Source organism: Candidatus Oscillochloris fontis (genome assembly GCF_004138135.1).
Taxonomy (GTDB): Bacteria; Chloroflexota; Chloroflexia; order Chloroflexales; family Chloroflexaceae; genus Oscillochloris; species Oscillochloris fontis.
In genome coordinates this window covers 1-15,200 of the sequence record NZ_RYFD01000068.1, presented here as the reverse complement: position 1 = coordinate 15,200, position 15,200 = coordinate 1, and the positions used below count along the sequence as shown (strand labels likewise).

Here is a 15,200-nt window from a genome sequence, read left to right as displayed (position 1 = left end):
CTGCACCTAGCGCCCCTGCCGATGAGGTGCCCGATTGGTTGCGCGGGGCCGACACGCCTGCACCTAGCGCCCCTGCCGATGAGGTGCCCGATTGGTTGCGCGGGGCCGACACGCCTGCACCTAGCGCCCCTGCCAATGAGGTGCCCGATTGGTTGCGCGATGCAGAACCACCTCCGGCAACCTTTAGTGGCCCCGCACCCAGTGGCGATATTCCCGACTGGCTGCGTGGTGAGGCCGAGGCGTCCACTACCGCCGCCGCCACCCCTGGTGATGTTCCTGACTGGCTGCACCAAACCGAGCCGCCTGCAACCGCGCCTGCCGCTCCCGCACCCAGTGGCGATATTCCCGACTGGCTGCGCGGTGAAGCCGAAGCTCCCGCACCCAGTGGCGATATTCCCGACTGGCTGCGTGGTGAGGCCGAGGCTCCTACTACCGCCGCCGCCACCCCTGATGATGTTCCTGACTGGCTGCGCCAGACCGAGCCGCCTGCAACCGCGCCTGCCGCTCCCGCACCCAGTGGCGATATTCCCGACTGGCTGCGTGGTGAGGCCGAGGCTCCCGCACCCAGTGGCGATATTCCCGACTGGTTACGTCAACCTGAGCAATCGGGAGCACCTTCGATCCCTGAAGATGTTCCCGATTGGTTGCGCCAACCTGCGTCACCCATCCCTCCTACTTCAGGTGAGGCGGAGCGCGGTAATTGGTTAGATAATGCCTCGGCTCAAACCAATGAGGGTGAACTTCCGGCATGGCTCAGCACCGACACCGATGGGTCTGCGAGTGACGCACGTGCAGCAACCACCGGTGATATGAGCCTGCCATCATGGTTGCGTGGTGTTACCGATGAGCCAATTGCTCCACTAGCGGCCTCTCACAGCCCAAGCAGTGGCGACAGCACCACTTCACGGCGACGGCGTGTGAATGAAGATGCAGAAGGAGACGATTTCCTCAAGGGAACCGAGCTACCAAGTTGGCTACGCCCGATTGAGCCAGAGCCAATCCAAGCGAGTCCTGAAAGCAAAGCTCTTGATTGGCTCACCCGGCTAGGCAGCAGCGATGAGAGCGAGAATGACAACGTCAGTTCGATGGTGCCAGAACCCACTGCCGTTGCACTACCCGCCCGGCGCATCTACGAACGCAGTGCAGAACAACTCGAAGCGATCGCGCTTCTAGAGCGCCTCGTTCACAGCCCCTACCCGGCACCCGTTGAGGCACCGAGCGCTGCGGTACCAAGCCGGTGGCAAAAGATTGGCCTAGATCGGGTGCTCTACGGGTTGTTTATGCTCGTGCTGCTCGTAGGCATGATCATTCCTCAACTCAGCACCCCGTTCCAAACCACCACCCCCAGTGTAGCGGGAGCGGTTGCCTTAGAAGACCAACTTGCAACGCTGAGCGAAGACGATGTGGTGCTGATCGCCTATGAGTGGAATGCGCAACGGGCTGCCGAACTCCGCCCACTGGAAGCAGCGGTCACCAGCCGATTGATCGCTCAACGAACCAAGCTGATCCTGCTCAGCACCAATTTGCAGGGCACCATGCTCTCGTTTGAACTCCGTGGCCCACTCCGCACTGCCGGGTATAACGTCGGCCCGGACGGCAACCCCTTAGGTGGGCGTGACTACATTCTCTTGGGCTATCGCCCCGGTGGCGAAATCGCCCTGCGCCGTTTGGCGCAGGATCTGCGGGGTGAGCTTGTGAGTGACTTTGAGGGCCGTGATACAACCCCCAGCTTAGTCGCCACCAACTTCGATGGCAGCCCGCGCATTGCAAGCCTGAGCGATTTGGCCATGATCATCGTGATGGCCGATCAACCACAGGATGTTCAGGCATGGATGGAACAGATTCACACCGCCGCACCTGCGGTACCGATTACCTTCTTGCTTCCACAAGAGGCTGAGCCGTTGGTGCAACCCTACTTGCGCCTCCCCAATGTCTACCATCTGGCCGGGTTATCGGGGGCACTGGCACTCCAGGCCCAAAATAAGGACGCGGATACGCGCATGATTGCCCAAGCGAGTGGGCAACAAGGGCTGGCAATCGTGACATTGGTTGTGCTCGTGATCGTTAGTAGCCTCGGCGTGGCCATCGCGCGCGCCCGTAGAACTCAGCGAGGTGCTGCGTGACCGGCGATATGCTGAGCCTGATCAGCGGATTGGTTGGGGTTGTCTTGACCCTGATCGTCTTTAGCCGCCTGCTGGGTGATAATCCAGCCTTTCGGACGGTGCAGTATCTCTTTGTGGGGGTCTCGCTCGGCTATGCGTTTGTGGTGGTCTACCACCAGGTATTGCGTCCAAATGCGATCACAATGCTAGGAGCATTGGATAAGCCACCTGTGCTGGGAGTACTCATCCTACCGTTCCTGCTTGGCATTCTGTTACTGGCGCGTATGGTCGCTCGGCAACAGATTTCATGGGTCGCCAACATCCCACTAGCGCTAGTCTTTGGGGTTGGCGCGGCGCTCGCACTAGGAGGAGCGTTAGTTGGAACCTTGGCACCGCAACTTCTGGATACGGTGCGCCCGATCAGCAATGACCCGTCCCAGGCGATTGGTAGCGTACTCCTAGTTCTCGGCGTGGTATTGACTCTCTCCTATTTCTACTTTACGGTACCCCACGAGACACCCGGCGGAGCAATTGTCCAGACGAGTGCCCGCCTTGGGCGTTGGTTGCTCATGATCGCCTTTGGGTTCTTCCTGGCGGGGAGCCTGCTAACCTATATCACTGCGCTGAATGAGCGGCTGGCCTTCATTGTTGATTGGGTACGCGGGTTCTTCGGCTAATTGACATATGTGGCAACCACAAGAGGGGATATGGCTGAGACACGCGGATCTGTGCTGATTGCTGAGATCGGGAGCTTGATCACCAGAGTGACTCTGGTGGATCAGGTGGATGGCGAGAGCCGGATGATCGGCCACGCCGAGACGAACAGTAGCATCGAGCCACCCTATCAGAATGCACTCTACGCGGTGTTGGAGGCCAGCGCACAGATCGCGGAGATGACCGGGCGACAACTGTTGCGCGAGGGACAGTTGATCATGCCGCAGGGCAAGGATCGCGACGGGATTGATCATCTGGTGGTAGTCACGAGTGGCGCTGGATCAATGTCGCTGGTAATTACGGCGATTGCGGCGGATCTCTCGGCGCGTAGTGCCCGCCACGCCATTCATGCCACCTATACAACCCTGCTCCAGACGGTCACCCTCGATGATGCGACCGGACAAGCCGCTATTGGGAGTGGCGGACTTTCGTGGATCGAACGGCAGGTACAGTCACTGCTCAATCTGCGTCCGGATGCGGTAGTCATCGCAGGCGGTCTTGAACATGGGGCAATTGATGCACTCAACCGGCTGGCGCATATTGTGAGCTTGACGGCGGTGCATACAACAATTGATCATAACGGACAGCAGCGCCAGGATGTGCATGCCCGTCCGGTTCTCTATGCGGGCAATAGCGAGGCACGAGAGCGGGTGATCGAGGCATTATCAGATCGGGCCGAGATCTTCGTGGTGGAAAATCTGCGTCCAACACTAGACGAGGAGCGCCTAGCAGCAACTCGCCAGGAGTTGTCGCGGCTGTACGAGAAACAGATTCTGCCCCGACTACCAGGGATTGCCGGGCTGCGACGCATGAGCCAAGCACCCATCCGCACCGTCTGTGATGTTTCTGGGCTACTCACCCGCTTTGCGGCTGAACGTAATAAACGGCGATTGTTGCTCGTGGATGCCGGAGCGAGTAGCAGTTCGGCCTTCTACGCAGCACCCGGACGCTACCACCCAACGGTGGTCGGAAGTTGTGGGGTGAGTTATGGCATCAGCAACATCTTGGTGGAGCGTGGGGTGGCCGCGCTACAGCGTTGGCTGCCCTTCCCGATCAGTACGAGCGAATTGACGCACCGCTTGCTCAATAAACAGCTTCGCCCGCACCTGATTCCGAGTACGCCAGAGGATCTGGCGATAGATCTGGCATTAGCTCGCGAAGCCATTGGGATGGCGCTAGACACGCTACGTGATGAGATCAACCCCGATGACTATGACTGGCTGATCGGCTGTGGCGGGATCTTGGCGCACGCGCCCCACCCTGGATTGGCGTTGTTAGCGCTACTCGATGCCACACAAGCGGGGAGTGATCAGCGCCAACCGATACTCGACATCCACCTGGACAGCCTCGGCTTGGTACCAGTCATCGGTAGTTTAGCCAGCTTCCATACCGATGCAGCGGTCACGATCTTCGACCGTGACCTGCGCAATAATACGCCCCTAGCCACCTGTGTCATTGCGCTGGGCAGCGGGCAAATGGGAGAAGTCGCGGTGGAGGTGGAACTGAATCGGGTAGGCGGCAAGAGCGAGCAGTGTACAGTGCGCCACGGTGAGATGGTGCGTCTGGCGTTAGCGCCGGGGCGCTTCGCCCAATTGACTTTGCGGCCTGCACCGGGGGTACAGATTGGTTCTGCCGCTCCTGGCGAGGTGGTGGTCTCTGATCCGGCTGGCATTGCGGGCAGTGCGCTGGGTATCGTGATTGATGCACGTGGACGACCGATCCAGTTACCGAGTGATGATCAGCAACGGTGTATGAAGATCTGGGAGTGGATGGTGGCGGTGGGGGCTGAGAGCGGGGAGAGCCCCTTTATTACGGCGAGTCCAAGTATTGCGTTAGCGACAGCTACAGCACCAGTAGCGACGATTCGGTTACCGGCTGAGGTGATAGCCGAACCAGCAATGCGCCCCGCCGCACCGCCGCCTCCCGCCGACCCAATTATGACGCAACCGCTGGAAGCGCCACCAGTGGTGGTAAAAGAGATTCTAGAGGGTAGCGAAGCCAAAGCTACCCCCGGCAAGCGGATCTCGCTGAGCGATCTAGCGGCCCAAGAGAAGTTGAAGTTACCCGATCTGCCCCCCGCAGTACCAACCGAGGCACTGGGGGATGATCTCGACGCATTACGCCAGAGTGTTGCGGCCCCCAAACGGCGCAGTTGGTTTGGGAAGAAGAAGTAGCGACGCAAGATATTGCGTCGCGACCCGACCCGACGCAAGATATTGCGTCGCGACCCGACCCGACGCAAGATATTGCGTCGCGACCCGACCCGACGCAAGATATTGCGTCGCGACCCGACCCGACGCAAGATATTGCATCGCGACCCGACCCGACGCAATATCTTGCGTCGCGACCCGACCCGACGCAAGATATTGCGTCGCTACTCTTCGCTAATGGTGATACCGAGGATCGTCTCGCCGGGACGCACGGTATCGGCGGGATTTTGGGGATCACGCAGCGGGATTCCCATTACGATCTCTTGGCCGGAGGTGACGCGGCCAAAGATGGTGTACTGACCATCAAGCCAGGAGGCATCACCGGTGGTGATGAAGAATTGCGACCCGGCACTGTCGGGATCGTTTGAGCGCGCCATGGCGACAATTCCTGGCTGATTAAACGAGATCGTGTCGGTAAACTCGGCAGGGATAGAGTAGCCCGGATTGCCGGTGCCATCACCATTGGGATCGCCGCCCTGCGCCATAAAGTTGGGCAGGACCCGATGCCAGGTGAGACCATTGTAGAAGTTCTCACGCACCAAGAAGACGAAGTTATTGACCGTCTGGGGGGCAATAGCGGGCAGTAATTCGATCACGATATTGCCGCGTGGGGTGATGATCGTGGCAATATACTTTTTGGCCGGATCAATACTCATAGCGGGCGCAGCCGCATAGGTACGAGTGGTTGCGGTGGGGAGCATCTGCACATTGGGATCGGGGGCACTGGTGGCGGTGGTTGCAGCGGGAACAGCAGTTGCCGGCATGGCCGTGGGGCTATCGGCAACGACGGTGGGACTATCGGCAACAACGGTGGGGCTGGCAACTGGAGCAGATGGCGCAGCTTGACCAATGATCAGGCCAACAACAATACCAGCAACGAGCAGGACGACAGCGACCGCGATCACGCCAGGCATAGCGGGGGGCGGAGTTGCGGGCTTCGGTTGGGGTGAACGTGGTTGACTCACGAAGTGACTCCTTGGGTTTATAGATACGCAGAATCGCGGACATTATAGTTCGCTTTGTTACTGTACGCCATACGCCAATGCAGGGGCGCGGTGAGCGATATCGTTGCGCAGGCGCAGCAACGCCAGATCGCCTGCTTTGGCCTCTAGCATCAGATCAAAGGCGGGTAGCCCACGCGCAGCTTCGAGGAGGCGTTGGAGTGCGGCAGCCTCGATGAAGTCGGCGTGTTGGCCGGGGCGCGGCGGCAAGACGCGCCCCGGATGATTGGCATGGGCGGGCAGCAAGTGGGCTTCGCTGCGCGGGCTGCTGAGGTGGACTTCGGGGCGGGTTGATGCGGGCCACGTGGCGAGCGCCAGCCCCAAAGCCAAACTGAGGGGGATGGCCTCTGGGTTGAAGATCTCCCAATGCAGCAGATCAAAGACGAGCGGGATACCGCAACGCTGGTGCAAGATGAGCAGTTGGCCCAAGCTAAACCCGGCGCTATCGTGTTCAACGGCGAGGCGGGATTGGGCACGCGGGGAGAGCATGGCGAAGCGGGCGGCAAAGCGATCCAGGCTGGCCGGATCGGCGTGCGCAGCACCGACATGCACCACGAGGGTGCCCTCGATGCCTCCGGCAGGGCGGTGAGCATCGAGACGTTCGAGAAGCGCGGCAGTGGCCTCGATTGCCGCGAGATTAGCCGTTACGTGGTTCGCGTCAGCAGCACCCAAAGCGACCCCATGATCCATGTGGCTCGTGAGGCGGATGTCGGTACGCGCCAGCCGAGCGGCGAGCAGATCGAGCTGAGCAGCACAGGCATCTAATTGATCGAGCGCCTGGGGGGCGAGCAGATCGGGGCGGATACGGTAGAACTGGACACCGATGCGCTCCAGATAGCCCAGCACATCCCCCAGCCGCACCAGCGCTAGGCTGAGATGCGCCGGGCCACCCGCGCCAAGCCCAGGCCGACCGACGACACGCACGGCAAAACCGAGACGGATGTGAGGAGGTGTTGGCATGGTCTGTCCGTCAATAAATAACCTTAACCGTGTAGATAGTATATCACGGTTACGTGTATGTGTCACGTTTGACTTCCGGAAAGCATCGCGACGCGCCTCCGTAGGGTAGCACCGGCTTCCAGCCGGTCGGTGGCGCATCGTGACCGGCTGGAAGCCGGTGCTACCTTCAGGCTTAACCGAATGCTTCGCCACCCCCGCAGATCTTTTTTTGGTGTTTTTTGCGGCTTTGCCGCAAAAAACACCAAAAAAAGCAACTCCTCTACTCCGGGTTAGCCAGGAACTTGCGATGGGTGCGGGTATAGTAGCGGATCTGACGCGGGAGATTGGGATCAATCGGGGTAGCGTGGATAGCCTGCAAGACCTGTTGGACTGCGGTGGAGAGACCCGCCTGGATGCGGTCGGATGGGGCACCCGAAGCGCGTAGCTGGCGCAGTTCGGCTTCCCAGGGCAGACTACAACTACCGTGAGCGGTGATGCCAATCAGATCGGGGAGGAGCTTGTTGTGGCGCAGCCAGTTGAGGGCGAGGCAGAAGGTGGTGGTCGGACAGGTGATCCGTTCGAGGGTCAGCAACATCAATTCAGCCTCACGGCCCACTGCAATCAGAAAGAGGGCGCGATCATCTTCCCCAAGTTCCTCAACCGTGCGCTGGGGTATAGCCAACAACCCAGAGAGCGCATCGGCCAAAGGGCGCGAGAGCATGTCGGCGCAGACAATTGCGGTGAGGTTCCAGCGCGCACTCTTGATCAGTGCAATCAGGCGTTGCAGGGTGGTGCCAATATCGGCATAACTGAAGTGGAAATCCTGGGTTTCGCTCATGTGCAGGCCATCATCTTGAGCCGAACCGAGGTAGACGACACCTTCTTGGGCGTAGAGATGATCCTTGACGTTAGTCACGCTACGAAATTCGCGGTAGCGTTCAACGGCATTGATGTTATCGAGTAGCTCGACCTGTGCCTGCGGGCCATTAGCAAGGAGGAGTGCGCGCCCGAAGGCAGCCATGGCTTGATCGTAGTGATGCAGACCGAGGTGGGTTTTGCCCAACAGATTGTAGATCTCCCAGTCGGCAGGATAGCTCTGCAATGGGCGTTGTAGATGATCAAGCGCCGCTTGAAAATCGCCCAGGATGTAGGTGATAAGGGCAATCTCAAAGTGGGTCGCGGGATCATCGAGGTCGAGACTCAGGCAGTGCTGGAAGATGGTGAGCGCATCGTCGTAGCGTTCAAGTTCGACCAGAATATAGCCCAAGTTGAAATAGGCCAGGAAGTCGCCAGAGAGATTGGCAACTGTCCGAAACTCCTCAGCCGCCTTGGCCAAGAGGCCACTACGTTGGTAGTAGAATCCCAGCGCGTTGTGGGCCTCGGAGAGACGCGGATTGCTGGCAATGGCTTGCCGATAGGAATCAACCGCTTCGGCAATCCGATTAGAGCGCTCGAACGCGATGCCACGCTGGAGATGGCGCAGGCCAGTGTCGCGGTTGTGTTCTTCCTGCATCCTCGACTCCTCCTACGATGCCTTGTAGGGGCGAAGCATCGCCCTCCAGCCCAGATCATGTTCCCCCGCCACATGGAGAGCAATGCTTCGCCCCTACTGCAAGGCAGCCTGTTGCAGCGTGATAAGATGCGCAATACCCTGGCTGGCCAGATCAAGCAGGGCATCGAGTTGGGCACGATCCACCGGTGTGCCCTCTGCCGTCCCCTGCACCTCCACAAAGGCCCCACGTGCTGTCTGCACCACATTGCAATCCAGATCGGCGCGACTATCTTCGGCATAATCAAGATCGAGCAACATCTGGCCATCAAGCATCCCCACACTCACCGCCGCAACCGCGTGGCGTAGCGGGTTGGTAACGATGATGCCCTCGGCATGCAGTTTACGCAACGCCAGTGCAAGGGCCACATAACCGCCGGTGATCGCGGCAGTGCGGGTTCCGCCATCAGCCTGAAGCACGTCGCAGTCAACAGTGATCATGCGCTCGCCCAGCGCCTCCAGATCCACCGCCACACGCAGCGAGCGCCCGATCAGGCGCTGGATCTCCTGAGTACGCCCACTGGCCCCGTTGCGTTCGCGGCGGGTGCGGGTATGGGTTGAGCGCGGCAAAAGTGAATATTCAGCCGTCACCCACCCCCGCTGCTGGCCACGCAACCAACCCGGTAGCTGCTCTTCAAGGCTGGCCGCACACAGCACGCGGGTATTACCGCAACTGATGAGCGCCGAACCCTCGGCATACGGAGCGGCACCGGGGATAATTTCGATGCTGCGAAGTTCAGTGGGGAGCCGTCCGTTGTGGCGGGCCATGGAAATCTCCGATGTTTGCTCAAGGGATGTACGCTAGACATATGATACCAGAATACACTCAAAACATGTACAACATCTCAAAATCACCATCAGACATCACTCCTTAGCATTTTGGCACTTCGGTGGATCGCAGATCGGTGCTCACAAGATGAGCAGTCATCTGGCTCATGCTCATCAGAGTCTCCTTTCATCCATTCTCAATGCAACGAATTTCCGGGAGGCGATTTATACCAAAGTCAGTGTAGTACATAGGGCACCGTGCCAAATGAACAGCCCCCTAGGCGTGCAGAAGTTCTACCAGGCAGGGCATGTGCAAAGTTCTTGGGGCTACGCCCCAAACCCCATTTTTGGTATGTTTTGGCGGCTTCGCCGTCAAAACATACCAAAAAATATCTTCGGGGGCGGCTGCGCCGCCCCCGAACCCCCACCGGAGGTGACTTTGCACATGCCCTGTTCCACCAGGCAGCGCTGTTGCAAGAAAAGAACAGATGAAACGTCGTCTTTGTTTTGGATTGCATACCATTGCTAATATATGGTATACTATATTGGTCAACAGGGGATACACTGTTGATAACAATACGATTTACGGAAGTCAAACAACAAACAAGCAAAGGCGAATTTTCTAAAAAATTATGAAAAAACTACATTTCAAGTTCCTAATAAATCCGATAAAGATGTGGATTGCGCCAATATTAGGTTATTTGATAATATTTTGCACTTTAACATATCCGTTAATATTTCGTTTTCGCACACATTTCTTTACAGATACAGGGGATGGATTACAAAATGTATGGAATATTTGGTGGATAAATAAAGCTGTAACAGAACTACATCAGAACCCTTGGAATACAACATATCTTCACTATCCGCAAGGAACATCACTACTTGGACAAACATTAAATCCTTTCAATGGATTTCTTGGAATTCCCTTATTAAAAATTTTCACATTAATTGAGACATATAATTTGATTGTCCTCTTCTCCTTTGTTATTGGAGGGCTTACAGCATTTTGGTTAGCCTATTTCACAACAAGATCCTATTGGAGCAGTTTGATTGCAGGATGTATTTTTACATTCTCCCAATATCATTTTGCACATGCTCAAGGACATCTACAATTAGTTTCTCTTGAATGGATTCCACTATTTGTGCTTTACTGGTATCGTTTGATTGTCAATCCAAGTATTTTAAGAGCAATTATAACTGCACTCATTCTTTTTGGTGTACTATTATGTGATCATTATTATTTTTTGTATTGTATCCTTACAGGGATACTGATCATATTATGGCATGCTGTCTCAAATAAAGATTTCCTATTTCTTCTCAAAAAAGCATATCTCCTTGCTTTTGGTGCGTTTATTTTTGTTTGTTTAATCACTTCAGGGATTTTAGTTGGATCTTTAGTATTGATACAAATCAAAGACCCTTTAATAGGGGAACATAATCCATTAGAATTCTCGCTTGATCTGTTAGCTCCTTTTATTCCAGGAGGATATTGGAAATTTGCTCAATTCACGGAATTTTATTGGTCTAAATTACCTGGGAATATTTATGAAAGCAGTGTCTATGTCGGATTATCGATAATCTTACTAATCTATTATACTTGGCGTAAACGACAGGAAATTCGCATACTCTATCCTTCTCTTTTTCTTTGGTATGGAATTTGTTTCTTTTTTGGTATAATGGCTTTAGGGCCAGTATTACATTTTGGAGGAGAACGTATTTTTACAGGAATAATGCCTTATACCCTACTTCAAACATTTTTTCCTCTGTTAAAATTATCTGGATGCCCTGTAAGAATGATGGTCATGGTCATGCTTGGCGCTTCTGTGATCAGCGCAATGGGATTCGCCTTCTTGTTTCAACAAATACGTTCAATACGAAGGCGAGTATTGATAGGGGGGATTTTTGGGATCATGTTATTATTTGACTTCCTTCCCAACCAAATCCCTAGCACTAATATCATTATTCCTGAATATGTCGAAATTTTAAGAGATTTACCTGAAAATGGAGGACTTATAGATACAATTACACTGCCTACTATTGCGTTATATTATCAAACTATCCATAATAAACCAATAGGTGACGGGTATATCTCTCGTTACCCAACGAGTGTCATTACTGAATACGATAAAAAACTTAAATCAATACAGGAACAAGACTATTTTGTATTAATGAGAGAACATAAATATACATTATATACTTATTTCTTCTAAGATTAATGTTGATTTTTGCAATAGTACATTATTAAAACTTCTTTACGAAAATAATGAAATAAGATTGTTTGAGATACAAAAGAAATTAGGTCTATGGAGTCAAACCTACCGCCCAACATCCGCCTGTTGGTGATGCTACTGGCACGTCACCGTCGAATTTAGGCACATTTTTCATGCATGGTGTATGCTATCACGTGTATAGTTCGAGAAAGCTTCCCGGGCCGCAGCTTTGACCTCCGGCTTTGAGATTCTGGTACAATCTCTTTCTATGTATGTGATTGGTACTGCAGGCCATGTTGATCATGGCAAATCCACCCTGGTCAAAGCCCTTACCGGGATTGACCCGGATCGCCTCGCCGAAGAGCAACGCCGGGAGATGACGATTGACCTGGGGTTTGCGTGGCTGCGCCTGCCGAGCGGGCGCACGGTGAGCCTGGTTGATGTGCCCGGTCATGAGCGCTTCATCAAGAATATGCTGGCCGGGGTGGGTGGCCTGGATGCGGCGCTGCTGATCATCGCTGCCGATGAGGGCTTTATGCCACAGACGACGGAGCATCTGGCCATCCTCGATCTGTTGCAGATCCAGCACGGGGTGGTGGTGATGACCAAGGCGGATCTGGTGGAGGCCGAGTGGCTGGAGTTGGTGCGCGAGGATGTGGCCAGCCGCTTGCACGGAACGAGTCTGGCGGGTGCGCCGCTGGTGGCGGTGTCGGCACGCACTGGCCAGGGGCTGAACGAGTTAAAGACGATTATTGATCAGGTTCTCGATGCAGCCCCGACCCGTGGCGAAGCACAGGGTGTGCCGCGTTTGCCGATTGATCGTACCTTCAGTATTGAGGGCTTCGGTACAGTAGTGACCGGCACGCTAGTTGATGGGCCACTGGCGGTGGGGCAGGAGGTGGTGATCCTGCCCCACGGCTTGGCTGCGCGTATCCGGGGGTTGCAGGTACATAAGCAGCGCGGCGAGACAGCATTGCCCGGTTCGCGGGTGGCGGTCAATCTGGCCGGGTTGCACCCCAGCCAGATCCGACGCGGCGATGTGTTGAGTCTGCCAGGGCGGTACCAACCTACCCAGATGCTCGATCTGCGCCTGCGCACGCTGGCTGATGCGCCGCCGATCAAGCAGAATGATGGGTTTGATCTCTTTGTGGGTGCGGCTGAAGTGCGTTGCCGCATCACGCTACTGGATGCCGAGGTGTTGCAGCCGGGAGCCGAGGGCTGGGTGCAACTGCGCCTTGATGCGCCGGTGGTGGTGGCCAAAGGGGATCGCTGCATCCTGCGGGTGGCCTCGCCCAGCCTGACCGTCGCGGGCGGGCAGGTGGTTGACCCGCATCCGCCACGGCATCGCCGCTTCCGCGCCGAGGTGGTGGAGGGGCTGGAGACGTTGGCGCGCGGCAACCCCGATGAGTTGCTGCTGCAAGCTCTGGGAGCCGGGCCACCGCGTGAGTTGGCCGATCTGCTCCAGGAGTTGGGGATGCCAGAGGGTATCGGGCTACCCCTGGTAGAAGATCTGGTGGCGCAGGGGCGCGTGCAGCGGTTGGGTAGCCCGCCCAATGTCGCGCTGGTCAGCCCGGAGGGTTGGGGGCGACTGACGGAGCGGCTGCTGCCGCCGCTGCGCGCCTACCAGCGGCGCTACCCGCTGCGCGAGGGGATGCCGCGTGAGGAGGTACGCCAGCGTTTGCGCCTGACGCCGCGCCTGCTGGCGCTCTGCCTCGATGCGGCGCAGCAGCAGGGGCTGCTCGGCTGGAACGAGACGAGTGTTTGGATCGCTGGGCATCGCGCCGAACCCGATACGGCCACCCGGCGCAGCCTGGATGCGGCACTATCCGCAATGGCCCGCAGCCCCTACGCTCCGCCCACGCCCGATCTCGACCCGGAACTGTTGGCCTGGGCGCTGGAGCGTGGGCTGTTGGTGCGGGTGGCCGCCGATCTCTTCTTCTTACCCGATACCTATACCGAGTTGGTGGCGTGGGTGCGTGCGACGATCATCAGTACGGGGAGTGTGCAGGTGAGTCAGCTACGCGATCAGTTCGGGACGACCCGCCGCTACGCGCTGGCGCTGCTCGAACACCTGGATGAGCGGCGGGTCACCCGGCGGGTGGGGGAGGGGCGGGTATTAGTGTAAAGTTTTGGGTGTTGTTGGCGGCTGCGCCGCCAACAACACCCAAAGGGAGATTTTGGGGGGCGGCAAGCCGCCCCCAAGCCCCTACCGCTCTGGACAGAGGCCGCAAGAACGTGCTACACTCCCTATAGTTTTTAGCGCAGTGAGAAAGGATTGATCCGTGGCAAAGGAGCATGATCTGCGGCGGTTCGGCACGATCCTGTTGTTGGGGGTCGCGGCTGGGGCGGCTGCACGTTACTATATAGAAACTCGCGTCCGCGAGGCCAGCACCACCCCCACCCAGATGATTGATTGGGAGCAGGCTCGCAGCATCGCCCTGCGCGTCTCGCAGTGGGAGCAAGCGCCGATCCCGGATCGCGATTTTCGCCGTGAGCAGTACATCCGCTTGGTGAAGCAGAGTGAACCGCTGATCGCCGCCTACCTGGGGGTGGAACTGCCCGCGCCGGTCAATCGGGTCTATGTTTTTGATCGGCGCGAATGGCTGGAGGCCAACTTTGTCTCCTTTAAGCATCTCTTCCGCCCCATCGAGGAGATCTATGCGCGCAATGGCGGCGCGCAGGGCGGCTTGGCGCTGCTGCTAGGCGGGGTGAATAGTAAGCTCCTGGGGACGCAGATCGGTGGGTTGCTGGGCTATCTGGCGCGCCGGGTATTGGGGCAGTACGATCTCAGTCTGCTCTCGCCCGATCCCGATACACGCGGTTCGCTCTATTATGTCGAGCCGAACATCAGCCAGGTGCAGTCGGGGCTAGGCGTGAATGACGAGGAGTACCGGCTCTGGATCGCGCTGCACGAGACGACGCACGCCTTTGAGTTTGAGGCCTATCCGTGGGTGCGTGACTATTTTAACGGGTTGCTCCAGCAATACTTTGATCTGCTCAGTACCCAGCTAGAGAGCCTGGGCAGTAGCCTGATCAGCCTGGCCAACCGGGTGGCGCAGAGCCTGAACACGGGCACGCACTGGATCGAGGCGGTGTTGACCCCGGAGCAGCGGGTGATCTTCGAGCAACTCCAGGCGCTGATGTCTATTGTTGAGGGTTACGGCAACCATGTGATGAATGCGGTGGGTCGCCAGATGTTGCCCAATTTTGATCAGATCGAGCAGCGCATGGCGCAGCGCCAGCAGAACCGGACGCTCTTCGAGCAACTCTTTAACCGCATCACCGGGTTGGATCTGAAGATGGCGCAGTATCAGCAGGGCGAGGCGTTTGTGAATGCGGTGGTTGAGGCTCGTGGTATCGCCTTTGCGACGCGGGTTTGGGAGGGGGTAAAGTTTCTGCCCACGATGGAGGAGATCCGCGAGCCGCAGCGTTGGATTCAGCGGGTGGAGGGGATGGGGTAAGGGGTATCCCGGTTATTGGCCGCAAAAGAACGCAGAGAACGCAGAGGGAGGCTTGTTAGCGCGGTGGCTTCGACAGGCTCAGCCACCGCGCCGTTGGCCAACCGCGCCGTTGGCTGAGCCTGTCGAAGCCACCGGCACATCCCAGAACTTCTTCGCGCTAACAAAGGTTGAAGGCTATGCTTATGCATGATTATTTGGATTATCCGTAAGCAAACCCTCGGCATGAGCCGCCGTTAGCAAATC

At 56.9% G+C, this 15,200-nt stretch carries 9 protein-coding genes and 1 pseudogene; 6 read left to right on the top strand and 4 right to left on the bottom strand.

All coding sequences use genetic code 11. From position 1 onward, the window contains the following. The 3 genes and pseudogenes from EKD03_RS18505 to EKD03_RS16945 form a co-directional block, all read left to right on the top strand. Positions 1–2,123 (top strand): annotated as a pseudogene (locus tag EKD03_RS18505) (hypothetical protein); the annotation flags it as partial. Beyond that, complete coding sequence (locus tag EKD03_RS16950; protein ID WP_129633444.1) at positions 2,120–2,779, top strand: hypothetical protein; 660 nt, start codon at positions 2,120–2,122, stop codon at positions 2,777–2,779. The pseudogene EKD03_RS18505 and the gene EKD03_RS16950, both read left to right, overlap by 4 nt. A gap of 30 nt (positions 2,780–2,809) precedes the next feature. Continuing rightward, a complete protein-coding gene (locus EKD03_RS16945; protein ID WP_129633442.1) occupies positions 2,810–4,990 on the top strand; it encodes a glutamate mutase L in 2,181 nt (726 codons plus the stop codon). Between the two features lie 200 nt (positions 4,991–5,190). Here EKD03_RS16945 and EKD03_RS16940 read toward each other — a convergent pair whose 3' ends face one another. The 4 genes from EKD03_RS16940 to rph form a co-directional block, all read right to left on the bottom strand. Then, positions 5,191–5,991 (bottom strand): peptidylprolyl isomerase, encoded by an 801-nt coding sequence (locus EKD03_RS16940; RefSeq protein ID WP_238613565.1) that lies wholly within the window; start codon positions 5,989–5,991, stop codon positions 5,191–5,193. Between the two features lie 57 nt (positions 5,992–6,048). Next, positions 6,049–6,987, bottom strand: coding sequence for an apurinic/apyrimidinic endonuclease family protein (locus EKD03_RS16935; RefSeq protein ID WP_129633440.1), 939 nt, complete (start codon positions 6,985–6,987; stop codon positions 6,049–6,051). 259 nt (positions 6,988–7,246) lie between these two features. Next, entirely contained in the window at positions 7,247–8,479 is a 1,233-nt protein-coding gene (locus EKD03_RS16930) for a tetratricopeptide repeat protein (RefSeq protein WP_129633438.1), read from the bottom strand. A gap of 93 nt (positions 8,480–8,572) precedes the next feature. Continuing rightward, positions 8,573–9,283 carry a ribonuclease PH gene (gene rph / locus EKD03_RS16925; protein ID WP_129633435.1) on the bottom strand — a complete coding sequence of 237 codons (711 nt, stop codon included), beginning with the start codon at positions 9,281–9,283 and terminating at the stop codon, positions 8,573–8,575. Between the two features lie 674 nt (positions 9,284–9,957). Here rph and EKD03_RS16915 point away from each other — a divergent pair. The 3 genes from EKD03_RS16915 (at position 9,958) to EKD03_RS16905 (ending at position 14,957) form a co-directional block, all read left to right on the top strand. Continuing rightward, on the top strand, positions 9,958–11,496 hold the full coding sequence (locus tag EKD03_RS16915) for a DUF6311 domain-containing protein (protein ID WP_129633432.1): 1,539 nt from the start codon (positions 9,958–9,960) through the stop codon (positions 11,494–11,496). Positions 11,497–11,764: 268 nt separating this feature from the next. Beyond that, on the top strand, positions 11,765–13,621 hold the full coding sequence (gene selB, locus EKD03_RS16910; protein ID WP_129633430.1) for a selenocysteine-specific translation elongation factor: 1,857 nt from the start codon (positions 11,765–11,767) through the stop codon (positions 13,619–13,621). 157 nt (positions 13,622–13,778) lie between these two features. Further along, positions 13,779–14,957, top strand: coding sequence for a zinc-dependent metalloprotease (locus EKD03_RS16905; protein WP_129633428.1), 1,179 nt, complete (start codon positions 13,779–13,781; stop codon positions 14,955–14,957). The last annotated feature ends 243 nt before the right edge of the window (positions 14,958–15,200 follow it).

Coding starts and splice junctions, on each gene's coding strand:
- EKD03_RS16935 (WP_129633440.1), bottom strand. CDS start 6,987: ATGCCAACACCTCCTCACATCCGTCTCGGTTTTGCCGTGCGTGTCGTC.
- EKD03_RS16945 (WP_129633442.1), top strand. CDS start 2,810: ATGGCTGAGACACGCGGATCTGTGCTGATTGCTGAGATCGGGAGCTTG.
- EKD03_RS16915 (WP_129633432.1), top strand. CDS start 9,958: ATGTGGATTGCGCCAATATTAGGTTATTTGATAATATTTTGCACTTTA.
- rph (WP_129633435.1), bottom strand. CDS start 9,283: ATGGCCCGCCACAACGGACGGCTCCCCACTGAACTTCGCAGCATCGAA.
- EKD03_RS16930 (WP_129633438.1), bottom strand. CDS start 8,479: ATGCAGGAAGAACACAACCGCGACACTGGCCTGCGCCATCTCCAGCGT.
- selB (WP_129633430.1), top strand. CDS start 11,765: ATGTATGTGATTGGTACTGCAGGCCATGTTGATCATGGCAAATCCACC.